20 protein-coding genes are annotated in these 23,049 nt (G+C 39.7%); 2 read left to right on the top strand and 18 right to left on the bottom strand.

Features of this window, described 5'->3' with window-relative positions:
- Positions 1 to 617: 617 nt before the first annotated feature.
- From quiA to chuA, 16 genes are all read right to left on the bottom strand, one after another.
- Complete coding sequence (gene quiA / locus F931_RS07705) at positions 618 to 3,047, bottom strand: glucose/quinate/shikimate family membrane-bound PQQ-dependent dehydrogenase (protein WP_016140819.1); 2,430 nt, start codon at positions 3,045 to 3,047, stop codon at positions 618 to 620.
- Positions 3,048 to 3,129: 82 nt separating this feature from the next.
- Complete coding sequence (quiX, locus tag F931_RS07700) at positions 3,130 to 4,449, bottom strand: carbohydrate porin (protein WP_016140818.1); 1,320 nt, start codon at positions 4,447 to 4,449, stop codon at positions 3,130 to 3,132.
- 61 nt (positions 4,450 to 4,510) lie between these two features.
- Positions 4,511 to 5,965 (bottom strand): right-handed parallel beta-helix repeat-containing protein, encoded by a 1,455-nt coding sequence (gene quiC / locus F931_RS07695; RefSeq protein ID WP_016140817.1) that lies wholly within the window; start codon positions 5,963 to 5,965, stop codon positions 4,511 to 4,513.
- 19 nt (positions 5,966 to 5,984) lie between these two features.
- Positions 5,985 to 6,812 (bottom strand): type I 3-dehydroquinate dehydratase, encoded by an 828-nt coding sequence (gene aroD / locus F931_RS07690; RefSeq protein ID WP_080649625.1) that lies wholly within the window; start codon positions 6,810 to 6,812, stop codon positions 5,985 to 5,987.
- 69 nt (positions 6,813 to 6,881) lie between these two features.
- Positions 6,882 to 7,511 (bottom strand): protocatechuate 3,4-dioxygenase subunit alpha, encoded by a 630-nt coding sequence (pcaG, locus tag F931_RS07685; RefSeq protein ID WP_016140815.1) that lies wholly within the window; start codon positions 7,509 to 7,511, stop codon positions 6,882 to 6,884.
- A gap of 14 nt (positions 7,512 to 7,525) precedes the next feature.
- A complete protein-coding gene (gene pcaH, locus F931_RS07680; RefSeq protein ID WP_000077913.1) occupies positions 7,526 to 8,251 on the bottom strand; it encodes a protocatechuate 3,4-dioxygenase subunit beta in 726 nt (241 codons plus the stop codon).
- A 10-nt stretch (positions 8,252 to 8,261) separates the two neighbouring features.
- Positions 8,262 to 8,675, bottom strand: a complete 414-nt coding sequence (pcaC, locus tag F931_RS07675) for a 4-carboxymuconolactone decarboxylase (RefSeq protein WP_016140814.1) — start codon at positions 8,673 to 8,675, stop codon at positions 8,262 to 8,264.
- Positions 8,676 to 8,690: 15 nt separating this feature from the next.
- A complete protein-coding gene (gene pcaK / locus F931_RS07670) occupies positions 8,691 to 10,046 on the bottom strand; it encodes a 4-hydroxybenzoate transporter PcaK (protein WP_016140813.1) in 1,356 nt (451 codons plus the stop codon).
- Between the two features lie 42 nt (positions 10,047 to 10,088).
- Entirely contained in the window at positions 10,089 to 10,874 is a 786-nt protein-coding gene (pcaD, locus tag F931_RS07665; protein ID WP_016140812.1) for a 3-oxoadipate enol-lactonase, read from the bottom strand.
- Positions 10,871 to 12,229: a 3-carboxy-cis,cis-muconate cycloisomerase gene (gene pcaB, locus F931_RS07660; protein ID WP_016140811.1), complete on the bottom strand. Its 1,359-nt coding sequence runs from the start codon at positions 12,227 to 12,229 to the stop codon at positions 10,871 to 10,873. Before pcaB ends, pcaD begins: the two co-directional genes overlap by 4 nt.
- Before the next feature lie 2 nt (positions 12,230 to 12,231).
- The gene (gene pcaF / locus F931_RS07655) at positions 12,232 to 13,443 is read right to left on the bottom strand and encodes a 3-oxoadipyl-CoA thiolase (protein WP_016140810.1); all 1,212 of its coding nucleotides are present in this window, start codon (positions 13,441 to 13,443) and stop codon (positions 12,232 to 12,234) included.
- 12 nt (positions 13,444 to 13,455) lie between these two features.
- Positions 13,456 to 14,109, bottom strand: coding sequence for a 3-oxoacid CoA-transferase subunit B (gene pcaJ / locus F931_RS07650; protein ID WP_016140809.1), 654 nt, complete (start codon positions 14,107 to 14,109; stop codon positions 13,456 to 13,458).
- Between the two features lie 18 nt (positions 14,110 to 14,127).
- Positions 14,128 to 14,799 (bottom strand): 3-oxoacid CoA-transferase subunit A, encoded by a 672-nt coding sequence (locus tag F931_RS07645; RefSeq protein ID WP_016140808.1) that lies wholly within the window; start codon positions 14,797 to 14,799, stop codon positions 14,128 to 14,130.
- 342 nt (positions 14,800 to 15,141) lie between these two features.
- Entirely contained in the window at positions 15,142 to 15,858 is a 717-nt protein-coding gene (gene ispD / locus F931_RS07640) for a 2-C-methyl-D-erythritol 4-phosphate cytidylyltransferase (RefSeq protein WP_016140807.1), read from the bottom strand.
- A complete protein-coding gene (ftsB, locus tag F931_RS07635; protein WP_005069056.1) occupies positions 15,824 to 16,213 on the bottom strand; it encodes a cell division protein FtsB in 390 nt (129 codons plus the stop codon). The genes ispD and ftsB overlap by 35 nt, the downstream gene beginning before the upstream one ends.
- Before the next feature lie 315 nt (positions 16,214 to 16,528).
- Entirely contained in the window at positions 16,529 to 18,709 is a 2,181-nt protein-coding gene (gene chuA / locus F931_RS07630) for a TonB-dependent siderophore receptor (RefSeq protein WP_016140806.1), read from the bottom strand.
- 369 nt (positions 18,710 to 19,078) lie between these two features.
- Here chuA and F931_RS07625 point away from each other — a divergent pair, with 369 nt between their 5' ends.
- Both F931_RS07625 and F931_RS07620 read left to right on the top strand, forming a co-directional pair.
- Complete coding sequence (locus F931_RS07625; protein ID WP_016140805.1) at positions 19,079 to 19,759, top strand: hypothetical protein; 681 nt, start codon at positions 19,079 to 19,081, stop codon at positions 19,757 to 19,759.
- Positions 19,760 to 20,066: 307 nt separating this feature from the next.
- Positions 20,067 to 20,744, top strand: a complete 678-nt coding sequence (locus tag F931_RS07620) for a DUF421 domain-containing protein (protein ID WP_016140804.1) — start codon at positions 20,067 to 20,069, stop codon at positions 20,742 to 20,744.
- A gap of 83 nt (positions 20,745 to 20,827) precedes the next feature.
- On the opposite strand, the gene eno is transcribed toward F931_RS07620, so the two are convergent.
- Entirely contained in the window at positions 20,828 to 22,117 is a 1,290-nt protein-coding gene (eno, locus tag F931_RS07615; RefSeq protein WP_002121066.1) for a phosphopyruvate hydratase, read from the bottom strand.
- 63 nt (positions 22,118 to 22,180) lie between these two features.
- Positions 22,181 to 23,038 (bottom strand): 3-deoxy-8-phosphooctulonate synthase, encoded by an 858-nt coding sequence (gene kdsA, locus F931_RS07610; RefSeq protein WP_016140803.1) that lies wholly within the window; start codon positions 23,036 to 23,038, stop codon positions 22,181 to 22,183.
- Positions 23,039 to 23,049 lie beyond the last annotated feature (11 nt).

Genomic DNA, 23,049 nt, shown 5'->3' with positions numbered 1-23,049 from the left:
TTAATTTAACAAATCAGACACTTCTTGTCATTAAAGACTATTTTTTGTGATTCTCATCAGTATTTATTTGCTTAATTTTACTTAGGCTATTTTAATAGTAGTTAAAAATAGCTTTCGTCAAGTCATAAAAAAAGGCTCATCTTGCGATGAGCCTTAAGCTAAAAAGAGCTTAAATTCCTGAAATACAAATTATTACTGGGTAGTAATAATCTGCGACGACTATTCTAACGCAACCCAATAAATTATATAAATATAATATAAGTATATATTTACGCTCATTTTTCCAACAAAAATACCCTAATTTTCTCTATCAAAAACTTGATAATGTTTATTTCTAATTAAAATTCACAACTTTAAGTTAAACAAAACTTAATAAATCCCAGCCTTTTATTTATAGGTAAAACATTATAAGAAAATGCTTAATAGTTCGGCTGTGCCTAGTGTTCAAGATAAATAACTTTTAAGAAAATTTTAAGTTTGATAATAACTTCAAGCACTTTTTTACTACTTGGTAAAGCTATCTAGTTAAAAATATAGAATTTACTTTTCTTCTTTTATATAAAAAATATATTAAAAATAAAAGGCAAAAGAGAAATTCTTTCTTTTGCCTTATTTAATTACTGTTCTAAAGTATAAGCGATCACATAATCGCCATGATCAGGTGATTGACGTGCTCCACCTGCGGTAACAACCACATATTGTTTACCTGTTTTAGGTGAAACATAGCTTATTGGTGTGCCCTGACTACCTACTGGCATACGTGATTTCCACAGTTCTTTACCTGTAGATGAATCAAATGCACGTAAGTAGTAATCTTGTGTTGCAGCAAAGAAAACCAAACCACCTTGAGTTGCCATCGGACCACCAATGGTTGGCATACCGATCGGTGCTTTTAAGCCCATCTTAATTCCCATAGGGCCAGTATCTTCAACCGTACCTAATGGTACCTGCCATGCAACTTGACGAGTTTTCAAATCAATCGCAGTCATCGTACCAAACGGCGGTTTCTGACAAGGAATGCTTAGTGCTGACATAAAGCGGTTTTTATTCACTTTATACGGGGTACCTTTCATTGGTACAGCGCCCATACCTGTGTTTACTTTTTCCCCACCATTCGCTTGAATCTTAATGTCTTCAGGAGTTTGCTCTATTAATTGAATCCATAATCCAAGGCGCATATCGTTCACGAACATATAACGATGAGTTGGATCAAAAGCAATACTACCCCAGTTCATGCCACCCAAAGAACCTGGGAAACTTAATGAAACATCAGTACCTGGTGCAGTAAATAAACCTTCGTAACGCATTGACTTAAAGTTAATACGGCACATCAGTTGGTCAAATGGCGTAGCACCCCACATATCTGACTCAGTTAAAGTCTGATTACCAATTTGAGGCATTTCAACTGAACGTGGTTGAGTTGCACTGTATTGCTCACCCGGAATATTCGCAGCTTTCACTGGCTGTTCAATCACTTTAGTCAGCGGTTTACCAGTTACACGGTCAAGCACAAAAAATTGGCCTGATTTGGTTCCAATCACAACAGCTGGTTTAGTCGTACCATCTTTTAATGGGAAGTCGACTAGACTCGGTTGCATAGGTAAGTCAAAGTCCCATAAATCGTTATGAACAGTTTGATACACCCACTTTTCTTTACCTGTTGTCGCATCAAGTGCTAATACAGAAGTATTGTATTTATGATCTAACGGATTACGGTTACCGCCCCAAATGTCGACAGATGAACTACCCATAGGTAAGAACACCGTATTCATTTGCGGATCATAAGACATTGCAGCCCAAGAGTTTGCCGAACTACGTTTATAGGTTTCACCCGGTTTAAGAACATAGTTAGGATCTAGATTACGTGGATCAAACGCCCAGCGAAGTTTACCCGTAATCACGTCATAACCACGGATAACACCGCCCGGCATATCTGCGGCTACGTTATCGGCAATACGGCTACCGACCACAATGGTTGTACCTGCAATAGTTGGTGCAGAAGTCACCTCAAAACGTGGAGCCTTAGTCCCACCACCTAAGCCTTCAAGCAGGTCAACCGTTCCATTTACACCAAAGTCCGCACAGCGCTGACCATTATCTGCATTGACTGCAATTAAACGACCATCAGGTGTATTGGTATATACACGACGTGGACATGCCGTATTTGTTGCAACCGCGGTTACTGCATTTGCACCAGCCAAAGTTGGTTGAACAAGTGGTTTGGTTGAATCAAAATAGGCAACACCACGACAACGTTCCCAAGCATCGGCTTTCGAGTTCACTTCAGCTTTCCAGAGCTGTTTGCCCGAGTCAGCATCTATCGCAAAAATATTATTATGTGGTGTACATAAGAAGACTTTATTTCCAACCTGTAGCGGTGTCATTTGGTCTTCAGCACCATTGCCACTACCCGTTGTAAAATCGCCTGTTCTAAAACGCCAAGCTTCTTTTAATTTATGAACGTTATCTCTGTTAATTTGATCGAGAGCAACAAAGCGGCTACCGCCTGCATCATTTCCATAATTTTCCCAATTCACCTGTTTTTTAGCTGGGTCAACGGGCACTAAAGGGAGCTTTTCACCTGAACTTGCTACCGTTGGATGCGGTTGGAACATCTGGTAAAGCGCAATCAACATACCTACAACAACTAATCCACCTACTGCATAAGATGAAGATGCCAAACTGGTTTGAAATTGGTAGCGTCGAATTGAAGGTAGCGTAAATAATAAAGCAGCAAAAAGACCAGCAGGAAACATTAAACGCGAGAATAATGGCCAAAATTCCCAGCCCGCATCAACCAGTGACCAAATTACGGTGCCAACAAAGACAGCCGCAAAAATCCAGACACCAAGCGCTTTTTTTCGGAAAATACTAATTGCAGAAAGGGTAATAAATAGCCCTGCAACTAAGAAATACCAAGAACCGCCGAGTGATACTAGCTTTCCACCGCCTACAATGTAAAAAACACCTGTAGCCAATAAAGCTAAGCCTAAAATAAAACACCATATTTTGAATAAGATATGAAACTTAGAATCTGACTCAGACATAGATCCTACTCCACATATACTGAACCCGAATAGTTCAAGCATTTGAGCCAGTTAAACCATGTCTAACCAGCCATAAATACTGTTAAAAATTAACTTTTACACTCAAGCCTGCCACCCAAGCATCATCGACCTCTTTTACACCCGCAGGTTGATGGATATATTGAATGTTTGGACGTAACATGACGGCCGGAGACCATTGGTAGGTATAGTTCAGCTCGACATTTAGTTCGTCGTCTTGAATTGGAATATAGTCAGATGCAAGTGCATCATAGCTATAATATCCACGACTTTCATTTGTTGCGATCTGCTTATCTTTAGCACGATCATTGACCACATAATTGGCAATACCAAAACCAATCGAATCATTTGGACGGCTATCAAATGGCCCCTTATACCAAAGAGCAAGCTGTTGCGTACTTTGAACAAAAGTCGTTGCTTTATCATTTACAACGCCGTTAAAACTGATATATAAACCGCGTTTCGGATCTTCGCCTTTATTCGTCAGTTGTTGCTGTGCATTAATCCAGAAACTTTGTTTTCCATCATGAACTTTATCCGCCGTCTTAATATCATTCGCTTCTGCGGTTGAGTACAGCGCCCCTACTTTATATTCACCCGGTAAACCATTAAAAGCGGTAAGTTTTGGTTTCCATGCAAGCTCAACTGGTATGGTTGCGCCCTTTACGTTGTTCATATCCAGATTAAAACCATCACTATTTGATTCGGTTTTAATATTGTCTGGATTGACCTCATACACCCCCAATCCCAAAGTCCACTCAGGGGCAAATTGATATTTAACGTTTGTCGCCCAAACACCGACTGGTGAGTTGTACCAAATTGAACCGATTGATTTTCCTAGCTGTCCACCGCAAAGCAATAAGTTCTGAAACTCACATTGAGAACTATTAAAGTCCTCTGACATTCCCATACGACCAAATTTGACCTGTACGGTGTTATCAACGAAACCTTTTTTCACCCATGCTTGAGATAAACGCCAGATTTTACCGCGTCCATAAATCTCTTGAGCATTACCCAATTGGCTAGAACGTGGGTCTTTAATACGCTCAAGAGTTAATGCATTGCCGTCACGTTTAGTCACGACTAGGCTCGCTGTTGTATCTTTCCATCCAGCAATTTTTTCTAAATCGAAGTTTGCACCCAAAGAAAGTTGCGCAGCATTTTCAAATGTATTGCTATCGTTATAACCACCATCTAAATTTGTGGCAGCTTGGCTCATAATAGAAGCTGTAAATTTATAACCTTGTTGCTCTAGCTGCTGGCGTTTTCCATTCCAGTCACCAAGCAACCATTGACGATCTTGTGACCACGGCTCATTAGCAAGCGCAAATTGACTGCCTAATACAGCGATTGTTAACACACTCAGTTTCATTAAATTTGGCATTTCAAATCCCTTTTATCATTTCTATGCTGCGCCTCTGTGCGAGGCGCTTCCCTTATTGTTGTTATTTAATTTGTACGGCCGAACTAAGTTCAGACGTCGCTCCAAAACGATCAGTTACATTCGCTGTAATTGAGGCAACTTTTACAGTTGGCTTCCAATTCGCTTTTGCATTACCTTCGGCATCTGTAGCAACGGTAACAGCTCCTAAATATTGCTCAGCTTCTTTTGATGCCGCATTTTGATTTCCAAAGAACTCCACTTGATAGCGTTGGCTTGGTAAACCATTAATTTCTACAGCCACTGAACCTTTATTAGCGGTTAACTTAGGTGCTTTAATACCCTGATTCGGCTGAGCATTACAGTTTTGTTGATTTGGCTGCGTACAAGTTTTTTGTTGTTTAGATGGATCTACAACTACACCGCCCCCACGCGATCCTACGAATCCTTCATGCTCAAGTGCAGGCACACCAAATACAATTGCGCCTAAACGCTGATTTGGTACACATGAACCGCCAGCTTCACAACGCTTAATATCTTTACCATTGTCCCAAATCAGGTTTTTAGTCAAAGTAATTTTTGCGTTTGCATCTTTTTCAGAGCGGATGGCTACACCAATACGATTACCATGCACTTTGTTGCTATCGAGAATGTTTCCATCACCCGTCATGTTAAAACCAATCGAATTATTGGTCAGTTCGTTATAGGCAATATAGTTACGCTTACCCCAGTTAATCTGTAAGCCATCTGAATAGTTTTCAAATTTATTACCAGCTACAGCATTGTCATTACCCCACAAAATTTCAATACCTTGTGATGGCTCTGGGTTTGCTTTCGTTGAAACAAAATGGTTATTCGCAATTAAGTTAAATGCCGCACCACGTGTCAGTTCTAAGCCATCACCATTGTCTTGGAAAATATTGTCTAAAACTTTGTTGTTATTGGTCGTCGTTGCAGTTGGGTTACCTTGCCCGTCATCACCAGTCAACATGACACCAGCACCACCATAGTTATTACTAATACGGTTGTGTTGAATGAGGTTATTGCTTGAACGGTTAATCAATACACCAATACAGAAGCGATGAATGTCTAAACCTTTCAAAGTGACATTATTCACATCACGCAGTACCAACCCCGGTAAGGTCATGGTACGGACATTGGTTCCGTACTGCTCAGGGTTTGCACCAGGGCAAGCTTTCGCACCTTCACCTTTAATATAGTTTGAACCATCAATTGCGATGTATTCACCAGTTTTATCCCACTGGGTACCAATGATTTTGACAGGTGCTTTAATTTCAGGAAGTGCACTATTTAATTTAATCGCATAAGGTGCTTTGCCTACTGCTTGAATCAAAATGTCGCTAGCTTCGCTTGGGTTTGCATTGGCTTGTTCAATTGCCCAGCGTAAAGAGCCTTTATTGCTATCGTCTTGATAACGGTCAACCACATAAGTTTGAGCCGCAGCTATGCCTGAAACCATCAAACCTAATGCAAGAGTAGTTAAACGTAATGTATTCATTTCATCATATCCTTATGATTTATGGGTTTGTTGGTTGAACGGTTTTTAAAATCTGTTTGAGCTTAGTCACATCAATTTGACCGGGTGCAGAAGCCTCACCAATCATGCCAAAGCTATAACTTCCGCCCATATTAGCTGTTGCAACACGAGAAATCGTACCTAATTGCCCCATCGACATTGTCAATAATGGCTTAGTGGTTTGCTGGCTGACTTTTAAAGTTGCATTCATTAAAGTGAAGACATCTTGTTTAGATTTTGGCATTACAGCAATTTTTAGAATATCTGCGCCCAACTGGTCTTGTTTTAACAAGCGTTTTTCAATTTCATCTTGGCTTGGCGTTTTTTGGAAGTCATGATTAGACATGACCACTAGCACTTTCTTTTGATGTGCTTTTTGAACAATCTCTGAAACTACTTTTTGATCACGGAACATTTCAACATCTAACCAATCCATGAAAGGACTTTTTAAATAAGCCTGATAAGTCTTACCATAATCGGCATCACTAATTGCAAGCTGTCCACCTTCGTTTTTAGTACGAATTGTGGCAATCATTGGTTTATTGCCTAAAATTTTTTTCAATTCATGACCCAAGGCAATAACTTGTTTTGTATCACTTGCAAAACTGAGTAAGTCGATACGGAACTCTGCTAAATCAGCATCTGCCGTATTTGCAATGACTTGAGCTTGTGCCAGAGCTTTTTCTTTAGTTTTTGCGGTAATCGGAACAATCGTTTTAACGGCTGTAGCGGCAGGTTGTGTTTGAGCAGCTAAAACAACCGGTTCAGCATTCACTTGTGCTGTAAAAAATGGGAGTGCAAGCAAACTTAGGCTTAATAATGTTTTCATGTTCATATCGTTCATCCTTAAAAAGGCTACACGCATCCTTGAATAATCAGGTGTAGCCTTAGGTGTTTCTTAAATATCAAAAAATACAGTTTCGTCATCACCCTGAATACGAATATCAAAGCGGTAAACAACTTCACCATTTTGTTCAGAACGTTTTGCAATAAGTGTTTGGCGACGTGGTGCCCATTCAATGCTATTTAGAATTGGATCGTTAGCATTTGCTTCAGCTTCATCTTCAAAATAAACACGTGTGTGAAGACCTAAGTTAATACCACGAGCGAAAATGACTAATGCAATATGAGGTGCTTGAGTTGAACCTTTACGGCCTGCTGTAGCACCCGGCTTAATTGTATTAAAGCTCCAAACACCCGTTTCAAAGTCTGCACCTGTACGGCCCCAGCCCTGAAATGCAGGATCAGCTTTTTGCTCACGTGTATCTGCCTGACTCGGGTAAATACCGTTCGCATCGGCCTGCCAAATCTCGATCAACACGTCGCGTAGTGGTAAACCTAATCCATCAAATACTTGACCTTCAAGACGAATGCGCTCACCTTTGGTCTGGTCTTGTACCAACTGGTTATTAAAGTTGTTTTCAAAAACTTCGATATTTGCTTGTTGCGGTAACAAACCAATGTGAACGTAAGGTCCACCCGTTTGAGATGGAGTTTCTTTTAATTCCTGAAAATTCCAGTTATTCATGCTCGTGCTCCCGATTAAGTCAATTCATTTTCGAAGTAAGTCGCTCGACGACCACGTAAAGTGATATCAAAACGGTAACAACGGCTATCAGCTTCGATAAAGTTGTTTTTATCTTCTAGTGCAATCAATGCACGACGTTGATCTTCAGAAGGAATCGTTTTTAAGATCGGGCAAGTATCGATGAGCGTGTCGCCTTCAAAGTAAAACTGTGAAATCAGACGCTGAGCCCAACCATCAGCAATTAAAGAAAAATGAATATGAGCTGGACGCCATTCATTAATACGGTTACGCCATGGGTATGGGCCCGGTTTAATGGTTCGGAAAATATAAAACCCGTTTTCGTCAGTTAAGGTACGACCACAACCACCAAAGTTAGGGTCCATTGCACCAATAAACTTATCGTTTGGATGACGGTAACGACCAGAAGCATTGGCTTGCCATACTTCTAAAAGTGCATTTTTTACAGGACGACCAAATTGATCACGAACATAACCATGAACTATGACACGCTCACCAATTGGCAAACCATCTTTGGCATAATTCAAAATCAGATCGTTATCTTTTGGACCAAACAAATTTGAAGAAAAATGCGGCGCAGTAACTTCAGTTAAAGTCTCGTTAATAGAGATCAATGCATTTTTTGGCGAACGTAATACACTTGTTTTATAACCTGGCGTATACGCTGGTGGATGATCATCTGTATTACGTTGGGCGTAAGCACCCCAGCTATGTTGTGACATCTTTATCTCCTTAATCCTGTTCTTTCGCTGCAACTGAGTTGACTTCTATTCCCAACTCTTTAAAGACTTCTTCAGCCATATGCATTGCAGCGTTTGCAGCAGGTAAACCTGCATAAAGTGAGCTATGTAAGATCAACTCTTTTAAATCTTCTTTGGTTACGCCATTGTTGAAGCAAGCACGTAAATGCATACGTAGTTCGTCTTCACGGCCAAGTGCCAATAAGATTGCGATAGTGACTAAACTACGGGTATGGCGTGATAAGCCCGGACGAGACCACACCTCACCCCATGCGTAACGGCTAATAAAATTTTGGAAATCTTGGTTAAAGTCATTTAGGTTTTGCAAAGACCGACCAACATGCTTTTCACCCAAAACTTCAGTCCGCACTTCAATGCCTTGTTTATAGCGTTGTTCATCATTCATTGTGATAGACCTCTATTAAGTTGCATCGGTATGCGCAACAAGTGATTTAACAAATACAGCAACAGCCGCAGCGGTCGCTGGAATTAGTAATAAACTGAGAATGGCGGTAAACGACCAATCATTGCCGAGTAGTACGGCACCAATCCAAGCACCAAAGACTGCACCGAAACGTCCAATACCTGTCATCCAAGACACACCCGTTGCACGGCACTGTGTTGGATAGAAACGAGCGCTTAACGCTGGCATTGAAGATTGCGCACCATTAATTGCGATACCCGCGCAAAGCACCAATACTGCAAGTAATGTTGAGTTTCCTAAGCTTTGACCAACAGCAATCGCAAATAGACCTGCGGCAAAGTAGAAAATGGCAATGACTCGGTTCGGATTAAATTTATCCATCGCCCAACCAATGAACAGCGCACTCACTACACCGCCGAACTGGAACAAACCGCCAATAAACGCAGCACGCTCCATGGAAGCACCTGTTTCACGCATAAGCGTTGGTAGCCAGCTTGTCAGCAAGTAAACAACCACTAAGCCCATGAAGTAGGTCAACCAAAGTAAAAGTGTTCCTTTCGCATATGGCTTAGAAAACATAATTCCAAAGACATTTTTCTTTTGAGCTGTTTCGGTTTTCTCTTCTGGCACGTGAAACGCAGTCGCATTTTGAATTTGAGCAGGCGCGATATGATTTAAGATTTTGCGTACTTTTTCAGGATTCTTACCTTTCACAATTAAAAAGCGGTAAGACTCAGGTAACACCACAATCACTAAAACCATTAAAATTAAAGGTGACCAGCCGCCGAGCAAAAATAAACTGTGCCAGCCGTAGGTCGGGATAAGCCAACTACTAATAAAACCACCTGTAGCCATACCCAAGTTGTATCCACAAAACATACATGTCACGAGCAATGACCGAATGCGGGTTGGACAATACTCAGAAAATAATGTGGTGGCATTCGGCATAGCTGCACCAAGTCCAATACCTGTCAAAAAGCGTAAAACGACAAGGCTATCTAAATTGGTTGCATAAGCAGATGCCAAGGTAAATCCACCAAACACAAGCATCGAAAAAGCTAAAACGATTTTTCGACCAAAGCGGTCAGCTGTCGGTCCAGAAACCAAAGCTCCAATAATCATTCCACCAAGTGCAGCACTCATTACTGGTCCTAACTGAGAGCGATCAACACCCCAGTCCTGAGCCAATGCTGGAGCGATAAAACCCATCGCAGCAGTATCGATACCATCAGTAAAAATAATTAAGAAACAGATGATTGCGATCATCCATTGATATTTACTAAGTGGAGCATCATTAATCAGCGCTTGAGCATCGATACTTTTATTTGGTGCAGCGTAATCCTGAGACGCCATATTTGCCTCCTTAAGGCCAATTCCTTTTAAACTACTGAGCTATTAGATTTGCTGAATAAACCTAGTCAATTCCTGAGTAAATCTTTGCGGTTGCTCGATATTAGAAAGATGTGATGCTTCCAATTTAGCAAGTTGACTGTTCTTGACTGCATTCTGTATAAACTCAGCATCTGCTACTGTCGTCACTGGATCTTCTGTTCCTGCAATCAGTAATACCGGAATTTGGATTTGTGCAAGCTCATCTCTTAAATCAGCATGTGCTAAAGCACGACATGCATTGGCATAACCTTGTACTGGTGTGTTTGCTAGACTTTGAATAGTTGTTTGTGCAACCACATTATGCTGATAGTCGAATTTTTCGCTAAACCAACGTGTATGCGTAGTTTTAACCAACTCAGCTAAACCATTTTGTTCTACCGACTCAGCTCGAATTAGCCAAGCCTCAGCCTGTCCAATTTTGGCTGCAGAGTTAGCGACAGTAATGGTTAGAAAGCGCTCTGGATGATGAATACCTAACCAAAGTCCTGTAATTCCGCCCATGGAAATTCCACAAAAATGAGCTTTTTCAATATTTAAGGTATCTAAAATATCAACAACATCTTCCGCTAAGTTTTGCAATGTAGTATCACTAATTACATCACTTTCACCATGACCACGTGTGTCGTATGTAATGACATTAAAATGACTTTTTAGCTCATCTATTTGCGGCTGCCACATTCCATGATCTGTTCCCAATGAGTTAGATAGCACAAGTGCTGGAGCATCTTTTAAACCTTCGGTATAGACAGCGAGCTGTTTTCCTTGGCGATTGCTAATAGTCTGTTTCACTTTATGTCTCCTCCTTGTGCTTCTTGTAAAACAGCATCAATTTGAGCTTGAATGTTGCCCAAATAGTTTTCTGCTTTAAAAATTTCCAAAATTTCTGCTAGGGAAAAATGTTCTTTTACTCCATCTAACTGACTAACAACTTCAGATAAATGCTGATTTTGTGCGACTGCTGTTTTACAAGCTGCTTCAACAACATGATGAGCATTTAAACGTCCAATTTTTGGAGCAAGCGCCATCATTACAGCTTCCGCCATAATCAATCCGTTGGTACATTCAAGGTTACGTTGCATATGCTCAGCATTAACTTCGAAACCTTGTAAAACTTCACCAGTACGACTTAATGCTCCAGCACAAAGTTGAAAAATTTCAGGAATTGCTAACCATTCTGCATGCCACGCACCTAGACTACGCTCATGTTCCTGTACCATGCTTTGATAGATACTAGACATCAGCGCTGGTACACGATTTGCTGCTGCAAGTACTGAAGCTGCTGCCACTGGATTACGTTTATGCGGCATAGTTGATGAACCACCACGACCCTTTGCAGTTGGTTCAAACAATTCTGCAATTTCGGTTTGCATCATAAGAGACCAATCACGTGCCATCTTGCCCGTATTCCCAACAATCATGCCAAGTACGCTTGCAATTTCTACAATACGGTCGCGCTCACCATGCCATGTGCTTGTCGGTGTGATTAGATTCAGCTGCTGAGCAAATGCATTTACTACAAGCGAACCTTGATCTTGCAAAGAAGCTAATGAACCCACAGCACCACCTAACTGAGCAGTGAGTACACGTGATTTCATAGTTTGGATACGATCTAAGTCACGCTTAAATGCAGAAGCCCAACGAGCGAGTTTATGCCCTAGAGTGATTGGCAAAGCTTGCTGTAACCATGTACGTCCAATCATGACTTGATGACGATATTGCTTGGCTTGTTCTAACGCACTCGCATAGCATTGTTTAAGTTGAACTTCCACAATGTTCAACGCATCACGGCATTGCAAAATACAAGCTGTGTCTAAAATATCCTGACTGGTTGCACCCCAATGCACATAACGCGAAGCATCTTCATCAACATCTTTAACAATTGCTGTAAGTTGTTTTACAAATGGAATTGCGATATTTCCAGCTAAGCCAGTTGCCACAGCCAAAGCTGAAAAATCAAACTTATCTAATGCCTGCTCAGCTACTTGGGCAATGGTATTAGCTGCATTTTGAGGAATCACGCCAACTTTTGCCTGTGCTTGCGTTAACGCAACTTCAACCTGAATCATGTATGTGATTAAAGATGAGTCACTAAAGATGTCAGTGACGTCTTTTTGATAAAATAAGCTGGCATATAACTGGCTCATAATTAGACTCTCTCAATAATCAAAGCGATGCCTTGACCTACACCAATACACATTGAACACAAGCCATAACGACCACCTGTTTGCTCAAGCTGGTTTAAGGCTGTGGTCACGAGGCGTGCACCTGATGCACCAAGTGGATGACCCAATGCAATTGCACCACCGTTTGGATTCACTTTGTCAGAATCATCTGGCAAACCTACATCACGGGTCACTGCTAAAGCTTGTGCAGCAAACGCTTCATTCAGTTCAATCACATCCATCTGCTCTAAAGTCAGGTTGGCTTGTTTAAGTAGTTTTTTAATGGCTGGTGCCGGAGCAAAACCCATAATGCGTGGTTCTACACCCACAGCTGTTGAAGCAATGATCTTGGCACGTGGTTTTAAGTTGTAAGCTTGAACAGCTTTATCAGAAGCAATCAATAAAGCTGCTGCACCATCGTTAATGCCTGAAGCATTACCCGCAGTAACTGAACCGTCTGCTTTTACAACAGGTTTAAGTTTGCTTAAACCTTCAAGGGTAGTTGATGCACGTGGGTGCTCATCGGTATCAATCACAACAGCATCACCCTTACGCTGAGGGATTTCAACTGTCACGATTTCGTTAGAAAAAAAGCCTTTGGCTTGCGCGCTTGCGGTGCGTTGTTGGCTCGCCAAGGCAAACTGGTCCTGATCTGCACGATTCACGTTAAACTGTTCAGCCACGTTTTCGGCAGTCTGAGGCATGGTGTCTACACCATACAATTCTTTAAGTTTTGGGTTGATAAAGCGCCATCCCATGGTGGTGTCCTCGATCTTCTGGCTACGGCCAAAAGCACTGTCAGACTTGCCCATCACATAGGGTGCACGGCTCATACTTTCCACACCACCCGCAATCACCAAGTTCGCTTCACCTGCCTTAATGGCACGGGCAGCAATGGCAATGGCATCGAGTGAAGAACCGCACAAACGGTTAATGGTGGTTGCTGGTACTTGATATGGTAAACCTGCAAGGAGAGCTGACATACGACCGACATTACGGTTATCTTCACCGGCTTGGTTGGCACAGCCGTAGATCACATCATCGACCTGTTCCCAATCTACATTTGGATTGCGTTGCATAAGTGCTTTAATCGGCACAGCGCCAAGGTCATCGGCACGGACAGGTGCAAGACCACCGGCATAACGGCCGAATGGAGTACGGATGGCATCGATGATATAAGCGTTTTTTAATGTCATTTCCCTACTTCCTTACCCTTGAGTCGCATCAATCAAAGTTGCACCCGTTAAAGCCTGCAACTCATCAAAGCTAAGACCTTCAACTTTCTCAAGCACCTTTAAACCCTCTTTGGTCACATCAATCACGCAAAGATCCGTGTAAATACGGTCAACACATTTTTTACCCGTTACCGGATAAGTGAGCTCAGCGACAATCTTTGGTTCACCTTGCTTGGTCACATGGTCTGTGGTGATAAAGACTTTCTTGGCACCTACAGCCAAATCCATTGCACCACCTACCGCAGGAATTGCATCCGGTGCACCGGTGTGCCAGTTGGCCAAGTCACCATTGGCTGCAACCTGAAAGGCGCCAAGCACGGCAATATCAAGGTGACCACCACGCATCATGGCAAATGAGTCGCCATGATGGAAAAAGCTGCCACCTTCAAGCATGGTCACAAACTCTTTACCCGCATTAATCAGTTCAGGGTCTTCTTCACCTGCTGCTGGTGGTGGGCCAAAAGCCAATAGGCCATTTTCAGAATGAAGAAAAATGTCTTTGTCATTCGGTAGGTAGCTGGCGATCTTGGTCGGTAAACCAATGCCTAAGTTCACATAGGCGCCATCTGGAATATCTTGTGCCACACGTTTTGCAATCTGGTCACGGCTGAGTTTCTGGTAGCTCATGTTATTTCTCCTTATTGCTTACTGTGCGGGTGAGACTTGTACAACATGCTGTACAAAGATACCTGGGGTGATGATGTGTTCCGGATCTAATCCACCTAGCTCAACCACCTCAGACACCTGAGCAATGGTGACATCAGCAGCCATCGCCATGATCGGGCCAAAGTTACGTGCAGATTTACGGTAAACCAGATTGCCCCAGCGGTCGCCCTTGTAAGCCTTAATCAAGGCAAAGTCCGCCTTGATCGGATATTCAAGTACGTAATCTTTCCCATCAATCTCACGGGTTTCTTTACCTTCAGCTAAAAGTGTTCCAAAGCCTGTTGGGGTAAACACAGCACCTAACCCCATACCTGCTGCCTGAATACGACAAGCCAGATTGCCTTGCGGCACCACTTCAAGTTCAACCTTTCCGGCACGGTACAACTCATCAAACACATAAGAGTCTGCCTGACGTGGGAAAGAACAAATCACTTTTTTAACCGAACCGGCTTTAAGCAGTTTCGCTAGACCGTAATCACCGTTACCGGCATTGTTGCTGACAATGGTTAAATCTTTTACACCCAGTTCAATCAGTCCGTCAATGAGTTCAGCGGGTTGTCCTGCGGTACCAAAACCACCAATCAGAATGGTTGCACCATCTTTAATCTGCGATAGTGCCTCGCTTAGTGAGGACTTACTTTTGTCAATCATTAGACAACTCCATTGTGCTCATTGAAGAAGAGATAGGTAAGAGAGGTAGGCACACTGAGGCAAGAAGAATAGATAAATATTTCACTCAATCCCGAGTGTTTCCCTTAGATTTCCCTTTCTAAACATTCTTGATAATTTTTATAATTTGATCTAGTTATCAGACCATAGTTTTGTTCGGTATAAATGTTTTTTGTTCGATGATCGAACATTATCTAAAGTACTCGTATCATCTTGCTAGATGGTAGGACTGATCAATGTAAAAGAATATGAGATCTTATAAAGAGATATGTAGATGGATTTGCTTAGATATTTTGTCTTCTAAGCAAATACAAAAAGAGGCAATTAAGATTGAGACTGAAGAATTAAACGTGCAAGCTCTAAGTCATCGGGATAGGTAATTTTTATATTATCCGATCGTCCCATTACGACTTGTACAGTTTCACCCATATACTCAAGTGCACTTGCCTCATCGGTAATAGCGACGTTATTTTCTAAAGCATATTCAATTGCTTTTTTAAGTTTACCGATTTTCGCAATTTGAGGGGTTTGTGCTTGCCATAAGAAATCACGGCTTACCGTTTTGTTAATATGATTATTTACTTCGACCTGCTTTAACGTGTCACGAACAGGAATCGCTAAAATAGCACTATGATTTGACTCAACTGCTGTTTGAACAAGGGTATTTAAACAGTCAATTGTTACACAAGGTCGTGCAGCATCATGAACAAGTACCCAATCATTTTCATCGGCAAAAGTTAAAAGATGATTTAACGCATTTAATACCGAATGAACTCGTTCCGCCCCACCCGCACAAAATTGCGCCTTATCTATATTTTGAAATGCAAGAGTTTGGGCAAAGGTATCTTGGGCACCAATTGCCAAAATATAACCATCTAATGGAAGTTGACTTATACGCCGAACAGTATGCTCTAAAACAGTCGTATTCTGAATATATTGATACTGCTTCAATTCAGTTTTAGAAAAACGACTTCCTGATCCTGCAGCGGGAATAACTGCCCATAATTTAGTCTGGGATATCTGGGGATGCAGGTGTCTCATTCGTTTCCAAATCAACTTTAGCGTTCGGGTCAATATAAATAGGCTTGTAATGGGTACTAATTGTACTCATTTGAACAAATGTCTCATGTGGTTTAACTAAACCTAGATCAAGGCGTGCATGTTCTTCTATTGCTTCTGTACCATTTTTCAGGTCAAAAACCTCTGCTGCCAAAATACGGTTTCGTTCTTTAAGCTCTTCATTAACTTCAGCTTGTTGCTGAATTTGTTGCATGAGAGCCTGATGAGGGAGATAGCCACCCTCACCTAACCAAAATTGATATTGCAGTATAGCTACTAAAACAATAACAAGTAGCAATATCAGTTTGCTTGAAGTGGATCGAAATACTTCTAACATATCATTAAGAGTTTTAATTAAAAACTTTGATTAAGCTTTTGTATTGTATAACAATTTAAAAAGAGCATGCAAAATTCCTGCAAAATCAGTGCAAAACTATTAATGCGCATGTTACTTTAAATTGACCATTGTGACATGTTTCATTTTGTCAAAAATGAATGGAATTTGAAAGGGAAATCATATTTATAAGTACAACTGCTTATAAATCACTCTATGTATATAAAAGCTATTCTGTGTATCAAGAAATTATGTTGAATAAATAGAAAAAAGCCCTCCGAAGAGGACTTATCAATAAAGATTTAAAAGAACCAGTAATTAGAAGTTATAACGAACACTCACCGTTGCATTTCGTGGTGTGCCCCAATTCATTGAGTTGTCACCAATACCTTCATAATATTTTTCATCAAAAATATTGTCGATATTAAATTGAAGTTTGATATTTTTATCTACTTGATAGCCAAGCATCGCACTTGCTAAAACATACGCATCTTGCTCAATACGAGAGCTTCCACTACCCGTATAGTATTTACTCTTATAATTTAAACCTAGTCCTGCACTCCATTGATCAAGTTTGTACTTAACAAATAGATTCGAGGTTGTTCGAGAGTTTGTCGTATTAACTTTTGTGCCTTGTGCATCTTTTGCTTCAAAATTAGCAATACCAAAGTTAATACCCCAATTGTCATTAATCTCGCCATCAACTTCAAACTCAAAACCTTTACTTTCAACACCATCTACAGCGCGATAGGCCTGCTCTGTAGTTTGTGTACCATTGCGGACAATAAATACTCCCGGTATCAACTCAGCAAAATTAGATTGTTCTATTCGGAATACTGACAATGCCGTATTTAACCGCCCTCCAAACCATTCACTCTTTAAACCGGCCTCATAACTCTTACCTGTAATCGGATCAATATATTGATCATTTACATCTTTACGTTCTTGAGGTTTGAAAATTTCTGTATAACTCGCATACACAGAATGATCTTGGGCAAAATCATAAATAGCGCCAACATATGGTGCTAATTCATTGTTAAATTCACGGTTACCTTTATCATTTTCAGACTTATATTCCCAGTTAGATAAACGTGCCCCAGCAATAATTTTCAAAGGATCCAGAATCTGAAATTTACCAGCAACATAAGCAGCAGTTTGTGTGGTTTCATTCAGCGCATTTTTACCGTTTAAAACAACAGGCTGAAGCAACTCTTGAGCCATATCATTATAGTTAAGTGGTCCACCTAAATACTGTTCAATGTCTTGGTTTGTGTTAGATCCACCAAAAATATCCTTTGTTTTCTCATTTTTATTCCAAGATCCACCAATAATGATTTCTTGCGGACGATTAAAAAGCGTAAATGGTGCATTGATAAAAATATCAATATTGTTTTCTTCATTTGCAGCTTTTGCGCCATATACTGAGACATTATCCTTACCATCTTCATTTTTTAATGGACTGGTATTGGTTGCCTTGTCTACTTTTCCAGCTGTATATAACAACATAGAAGCTGTGTCTTCCTTACGGAAGGTATAAGCAATATTTAAATTAACGTCATTAAATAAATTCTGCTTTAAGTTTGCAAATACTGCCGTTGTATTTACATCCCAGTAAGTCCAAGGTGCACTTACTGTTAAGCTTCTAGAAAAATTGGTACGAGTCCCATCAGTATAAAAAGCAGGTGTTCCGCCCCAACGGATACCGTCACGATGTAACTCTTGATATGTAGCCCCAAGTGACATACTGGTTTTATCGCTCAGATCATAATCAAGGGCACCATAAAATACATTGCGTTCTTTCTCATAAAAATCCATAAATGATTTTTCATCAGAATGTTTTACAAACATGCGGCCACGCAATGATCCATCTGCATTAAGTGGCGTAGAAACATCTGCTGAGCTACTCCAAGAGTTCCACGAACCTAAAGATGTGCTGACATTACCAGTTAGTTCTTTTGAATTTGCATGTTTCCGAATCATGTTTAGCGCCATTGCTGGATTACCAGCACCTATGGTTAGGCCATTGGCACCCTTTACGACTTCAATACGATCATAAATATCTAAATCTAAATCTCCAGTGCCTAAGTTCGTAGTACTAGGTATTCCATCAATTAAGTAATAATCAACCTCAAAACCACGTGCATAAACTCTTTGACGCTCATCGGTACGTGAAGTTGAAACACCCGTAATATTGTTCATTAAATCTTGAAAAGAATCGATTTTTCGATCATCTAAATATTCACGAGTTAAAACTTTGATCGATTGAGGTGTTTCACGAAGTGATAAATTTAATTTTGTAGAAGTATTTGCGCTTTTAGCTGTGTAACTGCCCGAACCTTCGGTAACAGCGGAATTTTCTTGTTCTGCTTGTACTTTTATCGTTTCTAAAGTGGCTGTACCATTTTTCTCATCTGCATAAACAAATGAAGGAACAGTTAAAGCCATAGCAAATGCTAAAGGATGAGCTCTAAATACTTTTCCAAAGGGCGAAGTGTACATAAGAAAATTCCATAATAACGAGTGTGCTGTGCGAGATCCCTAGTCTTTTACTGCTTTTTATTTGTTACATAACAGCAAAAGTTCGGCACAAAAACTAACACGAATGATAATTGTTATCAACAATATATTAATAATTATTCCTATTTATGTAGAAAAAATTATCAATATTTCTAATTATTTATATCCCTCATTCCCTACCAAACTTGCTTAATCCCCAGATCTTTTAAATTTATTACTCCTCAGATTAATGAATACAATGTTAAGAATAGTCTTAGGACTAACTCAAAAATAACAAACTAAACAGTATTTTCTTTTATATTTTATTATTCTTCTCAAATCTCATAAAAGAGAATAAAGGTATAAGTTGTAGTGTATAAAGTTTTAGTATTTTCTTTAGTAAGCATAGGTTTAAGCGCTTGTAATAATCCTACAGATGATAGTCCATCAAAAATAATTTATAGGGAGGATATTCAAAAGCAATATAAACCAATTAACACTTATATATATGAATATAATGATATTATTTATGGACTAAATACTAAACAAGACCAAGCCACTGCTCATTTAAAACTAAAAACTTTATTAAAAAAGATGCCATCTAGTGATGACAACTTAAATATTTTAAAAACTAAACGTAAAATACTTGTACATTTAGGTTGTCTAAATGAGGCTTATATCGTCACAGAAAAAATACTCACTAAAACAGAAAGTTCAAAGCTACAAGAGATGCAATGTATTTTCTTGAGTAAAATGAAAAAAGATGCTCATGAAATAAAAGCATGTTATGAAAAAACCGCTAATAGTTACTTAAATGAGATAAATTTAATCCCCAAAGCTGCTTTGAGATATCAATATGCTTTATGGGGCCACTACGCAGCAATGTTCCATGCTGGACATATAGAATATAAAGATAAACTCCAAGAAATTATCGATTATCACAACATAGAAGATCACAAAAAAACATATCAGCAAATGTATGAAAACGTTATGAACTCTTCTATTTTTCAGACACGTTTAGACGCGATCCCTTATACCTCTGATTGTCATTAATCGATCTTCTTATTCTTATGATCTACCATATTTATAGCCTGCACCGTTATTCCGCTTAATTTATTTAACAATAAGAAAGCACGCCTTGGAATATAGTTTCTAATGCGTCTCCCACTCTATTGCAACTATTATCTCGCACAACTTTACAGCCTCCTTTATAAATCTTTTTTAAACGTGAGATTCATACAAAATCACATATATTTCTAATTTTTAACTAATAACTACTTAAAATGTATATTTTTTTATTTTTTACTTTGGTAAAAATTTTACAAGGATTTCTTCTAACTATTTTAATAAGGAGAAAAAAATGGATTTTTTTAATATTTTCATCGGCGATACGACTTGGAAGTTTGTTTTAGAAATTTTAGTTCGCTGTTTTGTGATGTTTATTATTATTATCAGTTTTTTAAGGTTATCGGGTAAAAGAGGAATTCGGCAGCTTTCACTTTTTGAACTTGCCATTATTTTATGTTTAGGTTCAGCCGCTGGTGACCCGATGTTCACTAAGGACTTACCTATTGCCCATGCTTTAGTAGCTTTTATGGCTATTCTTTTTCTATACCGACTTGTAACCTGGGCCATGGTGAAGAATAAAAAAATTGAGGATTTATTGGAAGGGAAAGCTTTATGTGTAGTTAAAGAAGGTCTTTTAGTCTACAAAGATTTCCAGAAACAAACATATTCACATGATGAATTTTTCTCGGAAATGCGTCAGCAAAATGTTGAACATCTTGGGCAAGTGAGAACAGCTTTGTTGGAATCCGACGGCATTTTGAGCTTACTTTATTATGAGGATGAAGATGTCAGATGGGGCCTGCCATTATTCCCTGACGCCTACTGTAAAGCCGATGTACTAAAACTTAATACTTTCTATTCATGTATGAAATGTGGTGAAACTAAAATTTTAAATAAGATTGATCAAGAATGTACCCGCTGCAAACATCATAGTTGGGCTGAATCTTTGAAAACACGCCGATTAGGATAATAAAAAAGGTGCTATTCCCTATTAAAAACAGAAGAAAGCACCTTAAAATGTTAAAAAATTAATTTTAACTTTTTATTTAAAGATTAGTTTAAACCTTTAAACTCAGCTTTACCGCGGTAAGCAGCTTTAGTCAATTCTTCAATACGAAGTAATTGGTTGTACTTAGAAACACGGTCAGAACGGCAAAGTGAACCAGTCTTGATTTGACCAGCTGCTGTACCTACTGCTAAATCAGCAATAGTAGAATCTTCTGTTTCACCAGAACGGTGAGAAATAACAGTCGAATAACCATTTGCTTTAGCAAGATAGATCGCATCTAAAGTTTCAGTTAAAGTACCGATCTGGTTGTATTTGATTAAGATTGAGTTACCAACCTTCTCATCAATACCACGTTGTAAAATCTTAGGATTAGTTACGAACAAGTCATCACCAACCAATTGGATTTTATCACCAAGGATTGAAGTCAAGTAGCTCCAGCCTTCCCAATCAGACTCATCCAAACCATCTTCGATCGAGATAATTGGATATTGATTTACAAGACCAGCCAAGTAATCTGCAAACTGATGGCTTGTAAATGCACGATTACCTTCACCTTCTAAAACGTATTGACCGTTTTTGTAGAATTCTGAAGATGCGCAGTCTAATGCAAGCATCATATCTGAACCAGCTTTATAACCAGTCAATTCAATTGCTTGTAAAATGATTTGAATTGCTTCTTCGTTAGAACGCAAGTTAGGAGCAAAACCACCTTCATCACCTACAGCAGTATTCAAACCTTGTTTCTTTAAAACTGATTTTAAAGAATGGAATACTTCAGCACCCGCACGTAAAGCTTCAGCAAATGAAGTAAAACCTACAGGCTCGATCATGAACTCTTGAATATCAACAGTGTTGTCCGCATGCTCACCACCATTTAAGATGTTCATCATCGGTACAGGCATTGTCAAAATTGTTTGACCGCGAAGATCTGCAATGTATTGGAAAAGAGGAAGTTTCTTTTCTTCAGCAGCAGCACGCGCCGCAGCCAATGAAACAGCCAAAGTTGCGTTAGCACCTAATTTTTCTTTGTTTTCAGTACCGTCAAGCGCAATCATTGTGTTATCAATGTCTTTTTGCTCAAAAACTGATTTACCCAACAAAGCATCACGAATCAATGTGTTTACATTGTTAACTGCTGTACGAACGCCTTTACCTAAGTAACGTGATTTATCACCGTCACGAAGTTCTAAAGCTTCACGAGAACCAGTTGAAGCACCAGATGGTGCACATGCACGACCAACAACCCCAGATTCTAAAATTACGTCTGCTTCGATGGTTGGGTTACCACGAGAGTCCAAAATTTCACGTGCACGAATGTCAACGATTTGGCTCATGAACAATTCCTCTTTGAATGAATATGAGCTGCGGTTAAAGCAGCGTAAGGGTTATAAAACAACTCAATGGGTGTCTAACTTTTTGAATCCTTTAACTAAAGTATCCAATTCTTTTATTTGTGCCAAGAATGGTTCAAGTTGCGACATACGTAATGCACAAGGTCCATCGCATTTTGCATGTTCTGGGTCTGGATGAGCTTCCAAGAACAATCCAGCCAAACCAGTTGCCATTCCTGCGCGTGCTAAAGTTGTAATTTGAGCACGACGACCACCTGCTGAGTCAGAACGACCACCAGGGGTTTGTAACGCATGTGTCACGTCAAAGAAAACTGGCACATTCATTTCTTTCATGGTGTCAAAGCCGAGCATATCTACAACAAGATTGTTATACCCGAATGCCGAACCACGTTCACAAAGAATAAGTTTGTCGTTTCCTGCTTCTAAACATTTATGCAGGATATGACGCATTTCATGAGGTGCTAAAAACTGGGCTTTCTTAATGTTAATAATAGCCTGTGTTTTCGCCATCGCTTCAACAAGATCAGTTTGACGACTTAAGAATGCGGGTAACTGAATAATATCGGCTACTTCTGCAACAGGTGCAGCTTGATATGGCTCATGCACATCAGTAATGATAGGAACATTAAAATGTTTTTTAATATCACCTAACCATTCGATACCTTTTTCAAGTCCAGGACCACGGAATGAATGCAGACTAGAACGATTTGCTTTATCGAAACTCGCTTTAAATACATAAGGAATATCTAAGCGTTTGCAAATATCAACATAAGTTTCTGCAATTTCAAAAGCTAAATCTTTTGATTCAAGTACGTTCATTCCGCCAAATAATACAAATGGCAAATGATTTGCCATTTGTATATCGCCTAAACGTACAACTTCTTGTGGTTTTAATTGTGACATTTAAACTTTCC

This window comes from Acinetobacter pittii ANC 4050 (assembly GCF_000399685.1).
GTDB lineage: Bacteria > Pseudomonadota > Gammaproteobacteria > Pseudomonadales > Moraxellaceae > Acinetobacter > Acinetobacter pittii_E.
The sequence above is the reverse complement of the archived record's forward strand: the minus strand, read 5'-3'. Positions and strand labels throughout refer to the sequence as shown.